19 protein-coding genes are annotated in these 18,042 nt (G+C 59.0%); 7 read left to right on the top strand and 12 right to left on the bottom strand.

Going from position 1 to position 18,042, the window contains the following annotated elements:
• Positions 1-3: 3 nt before the first annotated feature.
• Positions 4-1,254, bottom strand: coding sequence for a Zn-dependent hydrolase (locus INS80_RS14680; RefSeq protein WP_192966345.1), 1,251 nt, complete (start codon positions 1,252-1,254; stop codon positions 4-6).
• Positions 1,255-1,535: 281 nt separating this feature from the next.
• Between INS80_RS14680 and INS80_RS14675 the strand changes: the two genes are divergently transcribed.
• Entirely contained in the window at positions 1,536-2,147 is a 612-nt protein-coding gene (locus INS80_RS14675; protein WP_192966344.1) for a TetR family transcriptional regulator C-terminal domain-containing protein, read from the top strand.
• A gap of 82 nt (positions 2,148-2,229) precedes the next feature.
• Here INS80_RS14675 and preA read toward each other — a convergent pair whose 3' ends face one another.
• The 5 genes from preA to INS80_RS14650 form a co-directional block, all read right to left on the bottom strand.
• Positions 2,230-3,534 carry an NAD-dependent dihydropyrimidine dehydrogenase subunit PreA gene (gene preA, locus INS80_RS14670; protein WP_192966343.1) on the bottom strand — a complete coding sequence of 435 codons (1,305 nt, stop codon included), beginning with the start codon at positions 3,532-3,534 and terminating at the stop codon, positions 2,230-2,232.
• A 56-nt stretch (positions 3,535-3,590) separates the two neighbouring features.
• Positions 3,591-4,925 (bottom strand): NAD(P)-dependent oxidoreductase, encoded by a 1,335-nt coding sequence (locus tag INS80_RS14665; protein ID WP_192966342.1) that lies wholly within the window; start codon positions 4,923-4,925, stop codon positions 3,591-3,593.
• Between the two features lie 153 nt (positions 4,926-5,078).
• On the bottom strand, positions 5,079-5,717 hold the full coding sequence (locus INS80_RS14660; protein ID WP_192966341.1) for a cupin domain-containing protein: 639 nt from the start codon (positions 5,715-5,717) through the stop codon (positions 5,079-5,081).
• A gap of 99 nt (positions 5,718-5,816) precedes the next feature.
• Entirely contained in the window at positions 5,817-6,215 is a 399-nt protein-coding gene (locus INS80_RS14655; protein ID WP_192966340.1) for a RidA family protein, read from the bottom strand.
• Positions 6,216-6,419: 204 nt separating this feature from the next.
• Complete coding sequence (locus tag INS80_RS14650) at positions 6,420-6,683, bottom strand: DUF2312 domain-containing protein (RefSeq protein ID WP_192966339.1); 264 nt, start codon at positions 6,681-6,683, stop codon at positions 6,420-6,422.
• Positions 6,684-6,877: 194 nt separating this feature from the next.
• On the opposite strand from INS80_RS14650, the gene INS80_RS14645 reads away from it, so the two are divergent.
• Positions 6,878-7,096: a hypothetical protein gene (locus tag INS80_RS14645; RefSeq protein ID WP_192966338.1), complete on the top strand. Its 219-nt coding sequence runs from the start codon at positions 6,878-6,880 to the stop codon at positions 7,094-7,096.
• 72 nt (positions 7,097-7,168) lie between these two features.
• Here the strand turns inward: INS80_RS14645 and INS80_RS14640 are convergent, their stop codons facing one another.
• On the bottom strand, positions 7,169-7,384 hold the full coding sequence (locus tag INS80_RS14640) for a hypothetical protein (protein ID WP_192966337.1): 216 nt from the start codon (positions 7,382-7,384) through the stop codon (positions 7,169-7,171).
• A gap of 302 nt (positions 7,385-7,686) precedes the next feature.
• On the opposite strand from INS80_RS14640, the gene INS80_RS14635 reads away from it, so the two are divergent.
• The 4 genes from INS80_RS14635 to INS80_RS14620 all read left to right on the top strand — a co-directional run bounded on the left by INS80_RS14635 (position 7,687) and on the right by INS80_RS14620 (position 9,945).
• The gene (locus tag INS80_RS14635; RefSeq protein ID WP_192966336.1) at positions 7,687-8,550 is read left to right on the top strand and encodes an MBL fold metallo-hydrolase; all 864 of its coding nucleotides are present in this window, start codon (positions 7,687-7,689) and stop codon (positions 8,548-8,550) included.
• Positions 8,551-8,656: 106 nt separating this feature from the next.
• Complete coding sequence (locus tag INS80_RS14630) at positions 8,657-9,085, top strand: YeeE/YedE family protein (RefSeq protein ID WP_192966335.1); 429 nt, start codon at positions 8,657-8,659, stop codon at positions 9,083-9,085.
• Positions 9,085-9,513, top strand: a complete 429-nt coding sequence (locus INS80_RS14625) for a DUF6691 family protein (protein WP_192966334.1) — start codon at positions 9,085-9,087, stop codon at positions 9,511-9,513. The genes INS80_RS14630 and INS80_RS14625 overlap by 1 nt, the downstream gene beginning before the upstream one ends.
• A gap of 9 nt (positions 9,514-9,522) precedes the next feature.
• Positions 9,523-9,945, top strand: coding sequence for a protein tyrosine phosphatase family protein (locus INS80_RS14620; RefSeq protein WP_192966333.1), 423 nt, complete (start codon positions 9,523-9,525; stop codon positions 9,943-9,945).
• A 168-nt stretch (positions 9,946-10,113) separates the two neighbouring features.
• Here the strand turns inward: INS80_RS14620 and INS80_RS14615 are convergent, their stop codons facing one another.
• The 5 genes from INS80_RS14615 to INS80_RS14595 form a co-directional block, all read right to left on the bottom strand.
• Complete coding sequence (locus INS80_RS14615; protein WP_192966332.1) at positions 10,114-11,406, bottom strand: FliM/FliN family flagellar motor switch protein; 1,293 nt, start codon at positions 11,404-11,406, stop codon at positions 10,114-10,116.
• A gap of 85 nt (positions 11,407-11,491) precedes the next feature.
• Positions 11,492-14,176: a sensor histidine kinase gene (locus tag INS80_RS14610; RefSeq protein ID WP_192966331.1), complete on the bottom strand. Its 2,685-nt coding sequence runs from the start codon at positions 14,174-14,176 to the stop codon at positions 11,492-11,494.
• On the bottom strand, positions 14,176-14,574 hold the full coding sequence (locus INS80_RS14605) for a hypothetical protein (RefSeq protein WP_226892633.1): 399 nt from the start codon (positions 14,572-14,574) through the stop codon (positions 14,176-14,178). Before INS80_RS14605 ends, INS80_RS14610 begins: the two co-directional genes overlap by 1 nt.
• A 55-nt stretch (positions 14,575-14,629) precedes the next feature.
• Complete coding sequence (locus INS80_RS14600; protein ID WP_192966330.1) at positions 14,630-15,010, bottom strand: response regulator transcription factor; 381 nt, start codon at positions 15,008-15,010, stop codon at positions 14,630-14,632.
• 95 nt (positions 15,011-15,105) lie between these two features.
• Positions 15,106-16,404, bottom strand: coding sequence for a helix-turn-helix transcriptional regulator (locus INS80_RS14595; protein ID WP_192966329.1), 1,299 nt, complete (start codon positions 16,402-16,404; stop codon positions 15,106-15,108).
• 234 nt (positions 16,405-16,638) lie between these two features.
• Here INS80_RS14595 and INS80_RS14590 point away from each other — a divergent pair, with 234 nt between their 5' ends.
• On the top strand, positions 16,639-17,985 hold the full coding sequence (locus INS80_RS14590) for a substrate-binding protein (protein WP_192966328.1): 1,347 nt from the start codon (positions 16,639-16,641) through the stop codon (positions 17,983-17,985).
• Positions 17,986-18,042: the final 57 nt, after the last annotated feature.

Genomic DNA, 18,042 nt, shown 5'->3' with positions numbered 1-18,042 from the left:
GGCTTATTCAACGATTTCAGCTGTTTCGACGACGGCATGGAACAGGACATTTGCCCCGGATTCGGCCCATTCCTTGCTAATCTCTTCGGCTTCATTGTGGCTTAGCCCGTCGACACAGGGGCACATAACCATGGCGGTCGGTGCCACTCGGTTGATCCAGCACGCATCATGGCCGGCACCGGAAATGATGTCGAGATGCGAATAACCCAGCCGCTCGGCCGCGCTGCGCACCGCTGTAACGCAAGCATCATCGAATTTCACCGGGTCAAAGCCACCGACCTTTTCGAATTCAATCTCCATGCCCATGGCATCGGCGATCTCCTGCCCCTTTTCACGCAGGCGGTTCTCCATGTCCTCGATCACGTCGAGCTCGGGGCTGCGGAAATCGACGGTGAAGACCACCTTACCGGGGATCACGTTGCGCGAATTTGGATAGACATCGATATGTCCCGCCGCCCCGACCGCATGCGGCGCATGGGACCAGGCGATTTCATCCACAGCATCCAGAATGCGCGCCATTGCGAGCCCCGCATTGCGGCGCATCGGCATCGGGGTCGATCCAGTATGGGCATCCTTGCCGGTGATGGTAACTTGCGTCCAGCTGAGGCCCTGACCGTGCGTGACAACCCCGATATCCTTGCCCTCGGCCTCAAGGATCGGACCCTGCTCAATGTGAAGCTCAAAGAAGGCATGCATCTTGCGGGCCCCGACCTCCTCGTCACCGCGCCAGCCGATCCGCTTCAGCTCATCGCCGAATTTCTTGCCTTCGGCGTCCACCCGATCGTAAGCCCACTCTTGCGTGTGTATGCCTGCAAACACCCCCGATGACAGCATGGCGGGCGCATAGCGCGTGCCTTCCTCATTGGTGAAGTTGGTCACAACGATGGGGTGTTTTGTCTTGATATTCATGTCGTTGAGCGAGCGAATTAACTCCAGACCGCCCAGTACCCCGAGGACCCCGTCGTATTTGCCCCCGGTGGGCTGTGTATCAAGGTGCGAGCCCACGTAGACTGGCAAAGCATCGGGGTCGGTGCCTTCGCGACGGGCAAACATATTGCCCATCTGATCCAGGCCCATGGTGCAGCCTGCATCCTCGCACCATTTCTGGAACAGGGCGCGCCCCTCAGCATCCTCATCCGTCAGCGTCTGGCGATTGTTCCCGCCCGCAACGCCCGGGCCGATCTTGGCCATGTCCATGAGACTGTCCCACAGCCGATCGCCGTTGATCTTTAAATTCTGTCCAAGCGACGTCATCGCAGCTTCCTTCCTGTTCATCCCGCACATGTTGCAGGTTATTTTTTGGGCTTTGCGCCCTATTGGTGGCTTTGAAGCGTTGACCCAAACCCGTACCTCCGTCCACGCTTTTCGATGCAGGACCGGATTTGACCAACTGGTCAAAGTCAAGCTACCATGCGAGTACAGTCAGTCAAGAAATTGCGACATGTAGGCAGCGAAAACGCTTGGTTTACAGGTGAAATGTGTGAAATACAGGCGTTCTGCAAACGCCGCGACAGTCAAGGACATAAAACGACCTCATGCCCAAGGACAGATCCCCGACTCGCATTCAAAAAAAGAATCGCGCCGCCATTCTGGAGGCTGCTCTGGAAGTGTTTTCCGCGCACGGGTTTCGCGGGGCAACGGTCGATCAAATCGCCAGTGAAGCGGGGCTCTCAAAGCCAAATCTGCTCTATTACTTTCCCTCGAAAGAAGCCATTTTCACAGCGCTATTGTCAGAACTCCTGGATACCTGGCTAGATCCCCTGCGCGCGCTCGACCCTGAGGGAGAGCCTCTCGAGGAAATGCTCGCCTACGTGCAGCGCAAACTTCAGATGAGCCAAGATTTCCCCCGCGAAAGTCGCCTGTTTGCCAATGAAATCGTGCAAGGCGCGCCCCGGATGCTGGAGGCGCTTTCGACAGATCTGAAAGACCTCGTCGGCGAAAAAGCCGCTGTGATTGAGGGCTGGATGAACGCGGGAAAACTCAAGCCAAGTCACCCCAAACACCTGATTTTCTCAATCTGGTCTCTGACCCAGCACTATGCGGATTTTGATGTGCAGGTGCGCACGCTGATGGGGGACGAAGACCCTTTCGACGCAGCGCCTGAGTTTCTTGAAACCTTCTATCGACGGATGCTGACCCCCACCTGAGTTTCATTCCATCTACACAGAAAAGGCACCCCAATCCGGAGCGCCTTTTTTTACCTTTTATTAATACCTTGCGCTGCGAAGCTTACTCAGCTGCCGTCGCAGATGGATTGTTCGGATGGGTGGTCCAGTTGGCATATTCGCCGGAAACCACCTTGCCGGTACGCAGATCCACTTGGCCTGCGGGTACCTCTTCCATGGTGATGCAGCCTTCGACCGGACAGACGTTGACGCACAGGTTGCAGGCCACGCATTCTTCGTCTTTCACCGTAAAGGTGCGATCCTCGCTCATGGCGATGGCCTGATGAGAGGTGTCTTCGCAGGCGGCATAGCAACGACCACACTTGATGCAGTCATCCTGGTTGATCTTTGCCTTGGCGACATAATTTAGATCCAGATACTGCCAGTCGGTGACATTCGGAACCGCCATGCCGATGAAGTCCTGGGTCGATGTGTAGCCTTTTTCGTCCATCCAGTTGGACAGGCCCGAGATCATCTCTTTCACGACATTGAAACCATAGGTCATCGCCGCGGTGCAGACCTGCACATTGCCCGCGCCAAGCGCCATGAATTCCGCCGCATCCTTCCAAGTGGTCACGCCGCCGATCGCAGAGATCGGCAGGCCATGGGTCTGCGGGTCGCGGGCAATTTCGGCCACCATGTTCATGGCAATCGGCTTCACCGCCGGGCCGCAATAGCCACCGTGGGTGCCCTTGCCACCGATGGTCGGCTCGGGTGCCATGTTGTCGAGATCGACCGATACGATGGAGTTGATGGTGTTGATCAGGCTGACCGCATCGCCGCCGCCCGCCTTGGCCGCACGGGCCGGGAAGCGCACATCGGTGATGTTCGGGGTCAGCTTCACGATCACGGGCTTGGAATAGTATTTCTTGCACCATTCCGTGACCATCTGGATGTACTCTGGCACCTGCCCTACGGCAGAGCCCATGCCACGCTCCGCCATGCCGTGCGGGCAGCCAAAGTTCAGCTCGATCCCGTCGGCGCCGGTGGCCTCCACCTTGGGCAGGATCGCCTTCCAGGCCTCTTCTTCGCAAGGCACCATGATCGAGACGATCACCGCGCGATCCGGGTAGTCCTTCTTGACGCGGGTGATTTCCTCAAGATTGGTCTCGAGGCTGCGGTCGGTGATCAGCTCGATGTTGTTGAGGCCCAACAGGCGACGGTCCGCGCCCCAGATCGCGCCGTAACGCGGCCCGTTGACGTTGACCACGGGCGGGCCTTCCGAGCCGAGCGTCTTCCAGACGACACCGCCCCATCCGGCCTCGAAGGCGCGGCGCACGTTGTATTCCTTGTCCGTGGGCGGGGCCGAGGCCAGCCAGAACGGGTTCGGAGATTTGATCCCCAGAAATTCAGTTGTCAGATCAGCCATTTATCTGTTCCTTTTCATGCTCGCCTGACCTCCCTTGGGCGGGAGGCCGGGCTGGCTTAGCCCATCAGGCTGGAATGAATGTCCATTGCGGCATCGCGGCCCTCGGCCACGGCGGTCACGGTCAGGTCCTCGCCGCCCGAGGCACAGTCGCCCCCGGCCCAGACCCCGGCGACCGAGGTGCGCCCGGTTTCTGAGACCTTGATCTTGCCGCCCTCGATCTCAAGCCCCCCGGGCTGGCCTTCGAGGGTCTGACCGATGGCCTTGAAGACCTGATCCGCCACAAGGCGAACCGTCTCACCGGTGCCACTGACACGACCATCCTTGACCTCGGTGTACTCCAGCTCAATTTCGGCTGCTGCGCCATTGCCGTGGATGGCCTTGGGCATGACGTTGAACATCAGCTTGACGCCTTTGGAGGCCGCCAGATCCTGCTCGAACCGGCTGGCGCCCATGGCCTCGCGGCCACGGCGATAGGCGATGGTCACATTCTCGGCGCCCAGAAGCTTGGACTGTACAGCCGCATCCACAGCGGTCATGCCGCCACCGATCACGACGACGTTGCGCCCGACAGGCAGCTTTGTCAGATCCTCGGCCTGGCGCAGGTCAGCGATGAAATCAACCGCATCGCGCACGCCATCCTTGTCTTCACCTTCGCAACGCAGCGCGTTGACTCCGCCAAGACCAATCGACAGGAAGACGGCGTCAAAGTCCCCCTTCAGCGCATCAAGCGAAAGCTCAGCCCCGAGCTTCTTGCCGTACTCCATTGAAATGCCCCCGATTTGCAGCAGCCACTCTACTTCTCGCGCGGCAAAATCATTGGTGGACTTGTAAGCGGCAATACCAAACTCGTTGAGACCGCCAGCCTTGTCCTTGCTATCGTAGACGGTGACATCATGGCCCAGCATCGCCAAGCGGTGCGCCGCCGCCAGACCCGCAGGCCCTGCGCCAACAACCGCCACGCGCTTGCCCGTCGCTTCGGCGCGGGTAAAGGGATGCACTCCTCGGGCCATCAGCGTGTCGGTGGCATAGCGCTGCAGGCGGCCAATCTCGACCGGCTTGCCCTCTGCGGTCTCCCGCACGCAGACCTCTTCGCACAGGGTCTCAGTCGGGCAGACACGGGCGCACATACCACCCAGGATGTTCTGATCGAGGATCGTTTTGGCTGCCGAAATCGGATGCCCGGCCTGAATCTCGCGGATGAATTGCGGGATGTCGATCGACGTGGGACAGGCCGTCATGCACGGCGCATCATAGCAGAAATAGCAACGATCTGCGGCCACGGCGGCCTCGTGCTGATCGTAAGGGGCATGCAGATCCCCGAAATTCTCGGCGATCTCGGGGGCGGACAAACGTCCCGCCTGGATGCCGGATGCCTGATGGCTACTCGCCATTGGGTGTCTCCCTGACTGTTCTTTTTTCTGCGAGTCAGACTGCCACAGATTGTTTTTTTATCAACTGGTAAAATTTTTGATGCGCCAAAAAAAATCAGTCGCCCCGCAAGAGCGACCGACAAATCACTGATTTTAAACATAAAAAATGGCTGCCTAGAAATTCAGCATTTGCGCGAGGTGTCCGGTCTTCATCCAAACACGCGCGCCATCCGGGCCTGCTTTTGCCTCAAAATGCGCCCCCGGCGGCAGACGCAACCAATCCCAGCGAGAAAAAACCTCACCATTTTCCGTGTAGCTGCCTTCAAGTACGAACACCTCAGCGCCACCTTGCGCCACGAATGAAACCGCCTCATCCGGACGCCAAGTCGCCAGCTGCACATCCTCGTGCTGGTCCCGGAACAAAGGCAGCCCGTCATGCCCGTTCGTGTCGATCTGTACGGTCTTGCGATCGTCCGGGTCGAACTGGTGCAGTTTGACCAGGATCGTCGCGCCATTCAGCGCGGCCGGGGTATGGCGCGAAGTCGGCGGGTTGCGCACATAGGAACCGACCGGAAAATCGCCTTCCTCGTCCTGGAACACACCATCAAGGACGATGTATTCCTCTCCGCCATCATGGGTATGGGCCTTGAAAGCAGAGCCGGGTGCAAAACGAACGATTGAGGTTGCACGGGCAACCTCCTCCCCGATCCGATCCAGCATCTTGCGCTCCACCCCAGCGGCGGGGCTGGGCACCCAAGGGGTGTCCTCATAGTGCACGGCGACACGTTTCGTGAAATCTGCATTGATCCGCATTGAGAGCCCTCCATCTGATAGGTTCAGACATGGGGCGCCCAGCTTGGATGTCCAATCGCTTTCACCGGGCCCTCTACCGCGGACAGCTATCGCATGGGATTATGTCGGAAGGACCGCTGTCGCTTCGATCTCGACCTTGGCCTCATCCTCGACCAGAGCGGAAACCACCACCATCGTCATGGCCGGGAAATGGTATCCCATGACATCACGGTAGGCTTTGCCCACCTCCCCCTGATGCGCCAGATACTCTGCCTTGTCGGTCACATACCAGGTGAGACGCGTGATGTCGCTCGCCTGCCCGCCTGCCGTTGTCACGACATCCAGAATGTTTCGCAGGGCCTGGCTCATCTGGCCGATGAAGTCATGAGCTTCGAAGACCTGATCCGCTGTCCAGCCGATCTGCCCCCCGACAAAGAGAATCTTGCCCTCGGCGACCATGCCATTGGCATAGCCCTTGGCCGGCTTCCAGCCTTCGGGATGCACGTTGATTGCGGGCATGATCTGCCTCCTTGGACGGTTGTATTGCGCTACTGACGTCAATATCGGACAGAACGCCAATTACTTCAAGCTTAAAATTTCATACCTAAAGAGATGAGTCTCTGGCGCATTTGCTCCGACAACTGGCGCGTAACGTAAAAAGGCCGCGCCCCCCAAATCGGAAGACGCGGCGCAAGAAGTCAAAAGCAGGCTGCCAGCAGCGGCTTACATGCCAAGCGCCTCTTTATACATGTCCAGGACCGCCTCTTCCTCGGCGATGTCGTCCTTGTCGCGCTTGCGCAGGGCAATCACTTTGCGCATGACCTTGGTGTCATAGCCGCGCGCCTTGGCTTCGGCCATTACCTCTTTCTGCTGGTCGGCAATATCTTTCTTTTCGGCGTCCAGACGCTCGAAACGCTCGATAAACTGGCGCAGCTCTCCGGCGGTCACACGGTAGTTTTCGCTTTTTTCGTCTTCGGTCAGATCCATTTCCGGCTCCGTCAGCAAGGCATATCAAAACAGTCGATAAAAGGGATTAGCTGCCCCGCCAGATCACTGCAAGCGGGGAAAGGCTGCAACGCCCCAAAAGGCTGCGATTTACGCACAGCTGATCTGAGCCAGCCCTCTTGCATACCCAGGACCGATCCTTTACCCGCAGCTTCAGTCAACAGCGGGAGACAGGCATGTTCGAAATCCTCGTCTGGGTCGGTGCGACCCTTTCCGTTGCCGGTCTCTTCGGACTGGTCTGGTGTATCCTGCGCGTCGCCAAGGCGCGACGTCAGAAACTGGATGACGACGCCTTGCGGGCCGTGGTGCAGTCGGTCCTGCCATACAACCTGGGCGCTTTGTTTCTTTCAGTGATTGGACTGATGCTGGTAATGGTCGGGATCTTCCTGTCCTGAATCCATACTGAACACAGGCTCAGTTGACGTGGCGTGGCCACGCATCATGGCCACGCGCTCAAGTGCCTTTGCTTAAACCGGCATATTATCGAAGCGATCCTCGGTCGCTTCTTCGGCCATAGCGTATTCCACTCTACGGAGCTTTGCAGAGATCTCCTCGCCGCTGCGGCGCAGGCGCGACATCACCGAGAGGAATTCGTCGATGCGTTTCGCGCGCGCTGATCCAGAAGCGTCGCGAATTTCCTTTTCAAGCCGCAACGCCGTCTCCGTTAGGTTGGTTCTCGTCATTCTCACTCCTCCCTTGAGTGCCCCCAGTCTGCCAAGGAAATGAAACAGAAATAAAGCTTCAGACGCTGCCAAGCCGCCGGATGCGCGTGTGGAAGACGTTTTTTCCGAAGTTTTTGCTCACCAAGCAGGCACAAGCCTTTGCATTTGCGCAGATTCCGGCAGAACATCTGCCTCTTGGCCTGCTACACTGGGTCAACCATTCCACCAGCGCCACATGGAAATTTTCAGGAATGTCTCGAGAAGGGTTGAAACACATTCCGATTTCTATATATGTATGCTGAAACGCAAGGGAGTGTCCCAATATGAATCCAATCGTCAAAGCCTTCTTCGACGAAGCCACAAACACCGTTTCCTACGTTGTCCGCGATCTCAATGGCAGTGCCTGCGCCATTATCGATTCGGTTCTGGATTTTGATCATGCCTCAGGCCGGACTGACACCAGCTCTGCCGATGAAATCATAGCCTGGGTTGAAGCTGAAGAACTCAAGACCGAGTGGATCCTGGAAAGCCACGTCCATGCGGACCACCTGTCAGCAGCCCCCTACCTCCAAGAGCGTCTGGGCGGCAAGATTGGTATCGGAGAGAATATCACCATCGTCCAGGACACCTTTGGCAAGGTCTTCAACGAAGGCACCGAGTTCCAGCGTGACGGCAGCCAGTTCGACCAGCTGTTCAAGGAAGGTGATACCTTCATGATCGGACAGCTGCGCGGAGAGGTGCTGCATACCCCTGGCCACACGCCTGCCTGCCTGACCTATGTCATCGGCGACGCGGCCTTCGTGGGCGATACGCTGTTTATGCCCGATTTCGGCACCGCACGCTGCGATTTCCCGGGGGGCTCTTCCGAAACGCTGTTCCAGTCGATCCAAAAGATTCTCGCTCTGCCAGAAGAAACGCGGATCTTTGTCGGTCACGACTACAAGGCACCCGGTCGTGACGAGTATGCCTGGGAAACCACGGTCGGAGAGCAGAAAGCGCTCAACATCCACATCGGCCAAGGCAAAAGCATCGAAGACTTCGTCTCCATGCGCGATGCCCGCGATGCAACGCTCGGCATGCCGCGCCTGATCCTGCCATCGCTGCAGGTCAACATGCGTGCCGGCCAGATGCCGGAACCGGACGAGCAAGGGGATGTCTTCCTCAAGCTTCCCGTGAACAAGATCTAACTCCCAAAGCAGGGCGCCCATTGGGGTGGGTGCCCTGCCTTGGACACTGACCGGGTGCTGCAAGCACGTTGAAGACGCAGCGCCCCTCATCAAGGAAACGCGAAACATGGAAACAGACTGGATCTGGGGCCTCGTTGGGGGCGCAACAATCGGCCTTGGCGGTGCCGTCTATCTTTTGGGAAATGGCCGCGTCATGGGCGCGAGCGGCATTTTCGGAGGCCTGATCGATGGCAGCGGCTGGAACAGCCTTTGGGAACGGGTTGCCTTTCTGGTTGGCGTCATCGTAACGCCACTGATCCTCTGGCCGATTTATAATGTCGAGATCGACACCCACATGACCTCTAACATCTGGGTGATCATTGCTGCAGGCCTGCTGGTCGGCGTTGGCACCCGCATCGCCAATGGCTGCACCTCAGGCCACGGCGTTTGCGGCATCTCCCGCTTTTCGCTGCGCGGCATCGTTGCGACCGTCTTTTACATCCTGGCGGGTGGCCTGACACTTGCCATCTTCCGTCATGTACTGGGGCTGATCTGATGCGTCTTTTCCTTTCTCTTGTCGCGGGCAGCCTCTTTGGCGGCGGATTGTTCATCTCGGGCATGACTGACACCACCAAGGTGCAGGGCTGGCTTGATGTCTTTGGCGACTGGGATCCCACGCTGGCCTTCGTGATGGGCGGTGCGGTCATCCCGATGTTCTTTGCTTGGCGTTTGACCCATGGTCGCAAACCGCTGGTCGGCGGCGATTTCCCTACAGCGCGTCCGGAACTGGACCACCGGCTTGTCACCGGCTCCGTGCTGTTCGGTATGGGCTGGGGCCTAGCTGGATTGTGTCCTGGACCGGCTCTCGCATCTCTGACCTATAACGGCTGGGAAGGCGTTCTGTTCCTGGCGGCCATGTCCGCAGGCATGCTGATTTCCGCTCCGGTCGGCACACAACTGGACCGCCTCGCAGCAAAGGCGTAAAGGACTGCCATGCAAGCTCGTGACATCACCCCCCGCTACGCCGTCTCGCCGCAGATTTCGGTCGAAGACATTCCCGCAATCGCAGAAGCCGGTTTCAAGCTGGTGATCTGCAACCGCCCCGACGAAGAAGTACCACCAAGCCACCAGGCCGAAACGATCCGGGCTGCCGCCGAAGCCGCAGGACTGCAATTTGAGCAGCTGCCGCTGACGCATCAGACCATGACGCCTGAAAACGTTGCACGCCAACGCGCGCTTTACGAGGGAGCAGATGGTCAGGTTCTGGCCTACTGCGCCTCTGGCACCCGTTCTTCCGTCGTCTGGGCCCTGGGCCAAGCCAAGGACCTCGGCGCTGACGAAGTGCTGGCCAAGACCGCTGCAGCCGGTTACGCGCTCGACGGATTGCGCCCGGCTCTTGAAGCGGCCTCTGGCTGACACCAACTATCGTTCAGACCTAATTTAGAACACCCACCACCACTCACAAAGACAAAGACCCCGGCACATTTTGGCCGGGGTCTTATCTTTTTGTATTCTTTGAGACATCTTAATCGCCCGGGCTGCGCCGCAGTCGGCCAAGACATCCAAGAAGGCATTCTTAGCGACCTAGCCTGAACCAAGACCCGCAAGCTTGGATATTTCAGCCGCGGCATCGTCAGGATCAAACCCGTCGAGATTGGCTTCGGGAAGCGCCGGCAAGTCGCCCAAGCCTTCTGACAGGTCACCGCCAAGATCGCCTCCAAGATCACCACCCAGACCGGCACCAAGGTCACCGCCCAGATCGCCACCAAGGTCACCGCCAAGATCACCACCAAGGCCACCGCCCATTTCGCCCAGACCGCCCGTGTCAAAATCGCCGTCCAGTCCGCCGCCAAAACTATTGTCCAGCGGATCCTGCAGATCCTCGGCTGCAATGCCAAGGTCGATGGTCGGCATGTCATCAGGGGTCGGCAATGCATCTGCACCCACACCATCAGAGAAGGCCATGTCGCCCGCGTCCATGTCTCCGACCAATTTGGTGCGCGGCTGATTGAGGCGCACAGCGCGCGATCCATTCAACTGTCCCAGCCGACCCTGAGCGATGGATTGTCCACCGACGGCCAAAAGATCCGTCTCATACAAAAACGCCTGATCCAGAGGCAGAACATCGCCCACCTTGAGACCCGTGAATTCGTTCGCGGGCACACGCATCTTGCACAAAACCGCAGAAAGTTCAGCGCGCATCGCGCCCATGTTGCGCCCAAGCGACGGCCCTGATGCACCGCCATGGCCCAGCTCTTCGGGCGTTGGCTCAGGCAGGATCAGGTTCAGCTCCCCCTGCATCGCACCGATGGCCAGGTCAACCGTCATAGACAGCACGCGGTAGTCTTCGGCTTCAAGACCCAGAGCAAGGCTGCGCACGTCTTCGACCTGGGCACCGAAGCGATAACCGGAGAAAATCGCTTGATCGGACTGCCCTTCGAGCATCGCCACGACCTTTTTTAGGGCAGTTTCCAGGAATTCCGCAGTCATCGCAGCGTCAGTTGGCGTATAGTGCCGTTCGGACGGCGCCTTACCCATGACCTGCCCGATGGTCTGTTTTTGGATCAGCGCGGTGACCAGCGCAGCATCCAGCGTTGCCGCCCCAATCCGGCCGTTGGGCCCATCAAGAACCACCAGCAAATGCGTGTCAGAAAGGTGCTCGGGTAGCTCCTCAGGAGTGCGGTTGGCCTGACGCGCAGCCAATACAGCCAAGGGAAGGTCACACAGGTCAGCCGCCGAACGTGCCAAAGATCTGCGCAGCGCCTTGAGTGTCAAAGAACTCTTCAGAGTTCCTGACCCTTCCTTGGTCGCCGCCAGCTTGCGCGCAAGAACCCCCGCCTTGCTGCCTGCCGAATCCTGAGTTGTCGTATCGGACATACGTACTGAACCTGAAACCTTGCCGCCTCTTGTCTCTGTTTTAGACCGCATAGGGTTACCAATACCTTTATTTCGAAGCGGGTTATCAGCCTAAAGCGGCATTTTCGCTCACCAAAGGCAGCGTCACGCGGAAGGCACCGCCAAGACGCCCAGACAGATAGGAAATATCCCCGTCCAGTCGCTGAATAATCTCGCGGCAAATCGCCAGCCCAAGCCCCGCTCCTCCTGCACGCTCTGGGCTAACCCTCGAGAATTTCTCGAAAATCATCTGCTGGAACTCAGGCGAGATGCCACTGCCGTTGTCGACGAAATCGATGATCAGCACTTCATCCTGACGAGAGACACTGATCGATAGCTCCGGGTTTTCCGCATCGCAGTATTTCTGTGCATTCGCGATCAAGTTGATAAAGACCTGCGCCAATCGGTCCAGATCCGAACGGATCTCAACGGCCTCATCCGCAGTATCGCGAAAGACCCGGATTGGCCTGTCAAATCCAGCAACGGCCGTGGACACCGCATGATCCAGCACTTCCTGCAAAGTGCCCTCGGTCATGTTGAGGCTCACCTGACCGCTTTCCAAAACACTCAGATCGAGAAGATCGTTGAGTAGACGTGTCAGGCGCAAAGCCTCGTCGTGGATAATACTTGCGTAGCGCGACTTGCCCTCCTGATCGAGGGTATCATCGTCCCTGAGAATTTCGGAAAACGCTCGGATCGAGGTCATCGGCGTGCGCAATTCATGGCTGACCTGGCTTAGAAAAGCGTCTTTCTGCTCGGAGATCTGCGTGAGCTTTTCGTTTGTTTCCTGCAACTTGCGGGCAGTACGCGAAAGTTCGGCCGATTGCATCTCAAGACGGCTGGAATACTCCAGCATCTGCGCGGTCTCATCGGCAACAGCCAGGAGATCTTCAACAGAAACAGAGGATCCCCCAACGATCTGCCCGATCATCGCATGGGCCGCAGCCGCCCCGATCGAAGCGCTGAGCTCTCGCTCGAGCCGCTCGAGAAACTCCGGAGTGGGCTCTGGCAGGCTGCCGCGCCCACCTTGCCTAGCCAGTTCGCGCTGGAAAAATGCCTGCGCCTCGGTCGCGCCCAGGATCCTCTGGGACATGACCATAAGATCCTCGCTTTGCGCAAAGGAGCCTGTCCAGCCACGCGGACCGGACGAATGATCGAATACATTGACAAACTGAGCCCCCTGCAAGCGCTCTATCGGGCTGGGAAAGCTGGCAAGAGACACTGCGCAGAAGACAACGGCATTCAGGCTCATGGACCAGATGACCGCATGCACAGTGGGATCCAGCGCCTCAATCCCAAAAAGCGCATGCGGGCGGAGCCATGAAAGGCCGAACAGACCATTGGCCAAGACACTATCAGGAAGAACCCCTCCGCCCAAAGTGGGCAGCAACATCGTATAAAGCCAGATGGCAAAGCCCGTGCTGATTCCCGCAAGAGCGCCGATCCGGGTTGCGCCGCGCCAGAACAGGCCCCCAACCAGGGCTGGCAAAATCTGCGCCACCCCGGCGAATGAAATCAGACCGATGGCTGCAAGCGCAGCGCCCCCGCCCGACAGCTTGTAGTAGAAATAGCCAAGGAGCATGATGACCGCGATCGTGATCCGCCGCGTGAACAGCACAACGTTGCGCACATCTCCCGACACCGAGGCGCCCGGCCCTTGCGTGCGCAGCCAGATCGGCGTCACGATATGGTTCGACACCATGGTCGACAGCGCCATGGCCGCGACGATCGCCATTGAGGTCGCCGAAGAAAACCCACCCAGGAACGACAGCATCGCCAACCCCTGCTGGCCTTGCGCCAGCGGCAAGGTCAGGACGAAGAGATCCGGGTTAGACCCCTCCGGCAGCAGCTCAAGGCCGATGGCCGCAATCGGCACCACAAATAGCGACATCAGCATAAGATACAGCGGAAAGGCCCAGGCCGCGACGCGCAGGTGACGCTCGTCCTCGTTCTCCACCACCATCACTTGAAACATCCGTGGAAGACAGACAAAGGCCGCCGCCGACAGGAAAGTGATCGTTGCCCAGCGACCTCCGTCGACCTGCCACTGACCGATGCGCGACGCATCGATACGCGCAAAGGTCTCAGACACTCCGCCAGCAATACCCCAGACCACGAAGATCCCGACTGCCAAAAGAGCAACCAGTTTCACTACCGCCTCAAGCGCGATGGCCGTCACCACTCCGTGATGGCGCTCGTTTGCATTTAGATTTCGGGTCCCGAAGAGGATCGCAAAGACCGCAAGGCCAACCGCGACCCAAAGAACCGTTGTCGTCTCGTTGAGGCTGCGCAGGGGATCTGCTTCGGCAAAGATCGAAAATGAAAGGGTAATCGACTGCAACTGCAAGGAAATATAAGGCGTGACCCCGATCACTGCGAGCACGGTAACGCCGATCGCCAGTGTATTGGACTTTCCGTATCGGGCTGACAAAAGGTCGGCGATGGAGGTCACCCGCTGGCTGCGCCCCACCCTGACCAGCTTGCGCAAGCCCCACCACCAGCCCACCATGACCAACGTTGGCCCCAGATAGATGGTGACGAACTCAAGCCCCGACCTCGCCGCATAGCCGACTGCGCCGTAGAACGTCCATGCCGTGCAGTAGATCGACAGTGACAGCGTATAGGTCAGTGGCGATCGCATCCAGGCGGCGCTCACGCCGCGGCTGGCCATCCTGTCGGCCAGGAATGCGATAAAAAACAGGAACGCAACGTAGCCCAGGCAGACCAGTGCAAGTACGTTGAGCGAGGCCATCAGTCGTCCTTTGCATCCACCAAAGGACGACCGGGGTCTTGCTCGCCAGCCAGCGCGCGCTCCCGCTCAAGGTCCGCTTCGGAGTGGCCGCCAGCCGTCCAATGCGCCGCCCAATGCCGCACCGCTTCACCAAATCCAAGGCTGATAGCAATCAACCCGGCCCAGACCAGAAAGACGTATGTGATGGCCGAGGACATGCGCATGCCACCGTGACTGCCGGGCGCAGGATAGGGATCAGGGTCAGGCCACATCAACGGGATGGCAAAGAGCACCGCACCGAGAATTGGCAACAGGCGGGCGATATCCATGAGACGACGACGGCGATATGTGCGTCGTTCCACAAAGGGCGCGGTTATTTCGTCCTGCCGCCCGGCCCCGTCCCCGCGGATCATGGCCATATCCGTGCTCGCTCATGCCGATAGACGTGACGAACTGCTTTGAAACGGCTGAAGCTCATTGGCGGCTGGCTTGGGCATGTAGATCGCGCACGGCGGTCAGCACCTCCGCATTGGAAAAGGGCTTGGTCATGAAACGGGTCACCCCTGCCCGCTCGGCCATTTCACGATCCTTCATCTGCCCCCGCGCGGTCAGCATCAGCACTGGCAGCGCCTTCAGACTTTCGACTTCGCGCAGCTCGCGGATGATTTCAAGACCGCTCTTGCCCGGCAGCATCAGGTCCAGGATCACGAGATCCGGCTGTGCGGCCTCGATCACCTCGACCGCGTCCGAACCGTCGGCATGGGCATCTACGCTCCAGCCGTCGCGGGTGAGAAGGAACCGGATCGCCTCGGTTATATTCGGTTCATCCTCGATTAGAATCACATGTCTGCTCATTGGCAGATTTTCCTCCCAGCGCCGCTCCCTGGACCTGTTTGGCCCCAGCGCATTTTTTGATGTCGCGCCAGACTAGCCCCCGAGGCTGGCGGCTGTCAAAACTCTTCCTTAAGAATAGATGGCTCGCGTCGAGCGGGGCAGCCACGGCGCGGACAGATCCGGCAGCTTGCCCCCACCGGCTGTGCCCTTTCCGGCACGTCGCTTTGCGGGAGGATCAGCATCACCGCATGGTAAAGGGGATCACTGTCGAAATCCGGTGTGATCCGCTCCCAGGCGACGGCCAGACACTCAAAGGCCAGCGCCGAACGCCCCTGCTGAACCACATTGCGGCGCACCGGAACATGCGGACGTGACAGCGCCGTGTAGATGGGCCAAAGAGGGCAGGAAGCGCCAAACCTCGGCAAAGCAAAACCCGTAACAGGCTTACGGACCAGGATCGAACCTGACGCATCACAGATGACCAAGCCGGCCTCTTGCCCGAGGATCTCGAACGGCAAAAGGCCAAGACGCCGAAGAACCGTCGGCAGATCGCACCCGAACCGACGTGCCAAGACTGCAGGATCTATTCCCTCTTCTCCTATGGCAACCTTCAAAGGCTCAAGCGGCAAGGAGCGAGCATCACGCTGGTACTGCTCCAAAGCCCCCCGCGCAATCAGACGAGCGGAGTCGCTAACCAGATCCGCCGCATCCGCGATCAGTTCCTCCGGTGTGGCCGTACCTTCCTCGAGAGCCGGGAAGTGATACCCCTGCGCCAGGAAATAGGCTTCGGCCTCTTCATGCGGCACGCCCCGCCGGTCCGCACCCGCATTGCTTTCATCGAGAAAGCTGACCAGGGCGCGGCTGCTTTCTGCCAGGCGGCGCGAATCCTCATTCAGATTCTTATGGAACCGGTCACGCCATTCGGCCTCAAGTTCACCGGTTTCCGCAAGGATCGACGCGGTCGAACGGATCGCCGCTGCCGTGGACAGAACCTCGTGCAGCGAGGCAGCCAGATGCGGATCATGCGTGAGCCGGTCGGACAGAGTCTGAACGGTCCGCTCAAGCGTGGCAATGCGGCGGTGACTGCTAGCCAGAACTTCGGACCACCCAGGAAAACGACCGGCGAATTCATCGGCCCGGTCGAGCTCCACCACGGGCACGCCACTGTCCACAGCCGCTTCGCGCAAGTTTGCAATCAGGGCGGCTTCTGCCCCCTCGCTCAACATCGAAGGCTCAACTCCAAGCACCTGCGCGATGTCCACCAGGAGTTTACCGCCGATTCTGCGGCGGTTATGCTCGATCAAATTGAGATAGGAAGCGGAAATGCCCGCCGCCCGCGCCAGTTCCGCCTGACGCATCCCGAGGATGAGGCGGCGCTCACGAATTCTGCTGCCGGTGAGGGTATCACGTGTCATTGCAGGCCTCTGCCCCAAAAGGGCGCTATTTCAACCACTTTCCGCAGTGCGGCATAAAAAAATTTACAGAACACCACGGAATACTGTTCATTTATTTACACAATAAGCCTGAATTACAAAGGATTTATTGCGCGTTTTTACAAGCAGCCCTCATACTGATTTTGCACGAGAACCGTGCCAACGCCGAGCGGAAGTGAGGAGCTGCCTGGCGTTAAAATCTTAAGGGAGGATTACATGTCCAAATCTGATGTCTCGCGTCGCGGGGTACTGAAATCTGGTGCGCTGATGGGTGCCGGCGTGGCATTGCCCACGATCTTCACCGCGCAGAGCGCACATGCATATACAAACGAGCCGACCGGCAGCACCGTGACCCTCGGCTTCAACGTACCGCAGACCGGCCCCTATGCCGACGAAGGTGCCGACGAGCTGCGCGCCTATCAGCTGGCAGTTGAGCACCTCAACGGCGGCGGCGACGGCGGCATGATGAACACCTTCAGCTCCAAGGCGCTGAAAGGCAACGGCATCCTGGGCAAGGAAGTCAAATACGTCACCGGCGACACGCAGACCAAATCTGACGCCGCCCGCGCATCGGCCAAGTCGATGATCGAAAAAGATGGCGCCATCATGATCACCGGCGGTTCATCCTCCGGCGTGGCCGTGGCAGTGCAGGCGCTCTGCCAAGAAGCAGGCGTGATCTTCATGGCGGGTCTGACCCACTCCAACGACACCACCGGCAAGGACAAGCGCGCCAACGGGTTCCGTCATTTCTTCAACTCCTACATGTCCGGCGCTGCGCTGGCACCGGTGCTGAAAAATGCCTATGGCGCAGACCGCAAGGCCTATCACCTGACTGCGGACTACAACTGGGGTTACACCACCGAGGAAGCGGTGAAATCCTCGACCGAAGCCATGGGCTGGGAGACCGTCGCAGCAGTGAAAACCCCGCTGACGCAGACCGATTTCTCGTCCTATATCGCTCCGGTGCTGCAGTCCGGCGCCGACACGCTGGTTCTGAACCACTACGGCGGCAACATGGTGAACTCGCTGACCAACGCGGTTCAGTTCGGCCTGCGCGACAAGCAGGTCAACGGCAAGGACTTCCAGATCATCGTTCCGCTCTATTCCCGCCTGATGGCAAAGGGTGCGGGCGCCAACGTGAAGGGCATCTTCGGCTCCACCAACTGGCACTGGTCGCTGCAGGATGAAGGCTCCAAGGCCTTCGTGCGTTCCTTTGGCACCAAATACGGCTTCCCGCCGAGCCAGGCCGCGCACACCTGCTATGTGCAGACCATGCTCTATGCGGACGCCGTCGAGCGTGCCGGCTCCTTCGCGCCCTGCGCGGTTGCCGAAGCGCTGGAAGACTTCGAGTTCGACGGTCTGGGCAACGGCAAGACGCTCTATCGTGGCGCCGACCACCAGTGCTTCAAGGACGTGCTTGTTGTGAAGGGTAAGGAAAACCCAACCTCCGAATTCGACCTTCTGGAGATCGTGGAAGTCACCCCGGCGGCCCAGGTCACCTATGATCCGAACCACCCGCAGTTCCAGGGCGGTGCGCTCGGCACCTGCAACAACGGCGCCTAAGATCCGCGCCTTGATCTGAACGTGAACAAACGGGCGGCGGGCTCTCATTTATGACGG

Source organism: Phycobacter azelaicus (assembly GCF_014884385.1).
Lineage (GTDB): Bacteria > Pseudomonadota > Alphaproteobacteria > Rhodobacterales > Rhodobacteraceae > Phycobacter > Phycobacter azelaicus.
The sequence above is the reverse complement of the archived record's forward strand: the minus strand, read 5'-3'. Positions and strand labels throughout refer to the sequence as shown.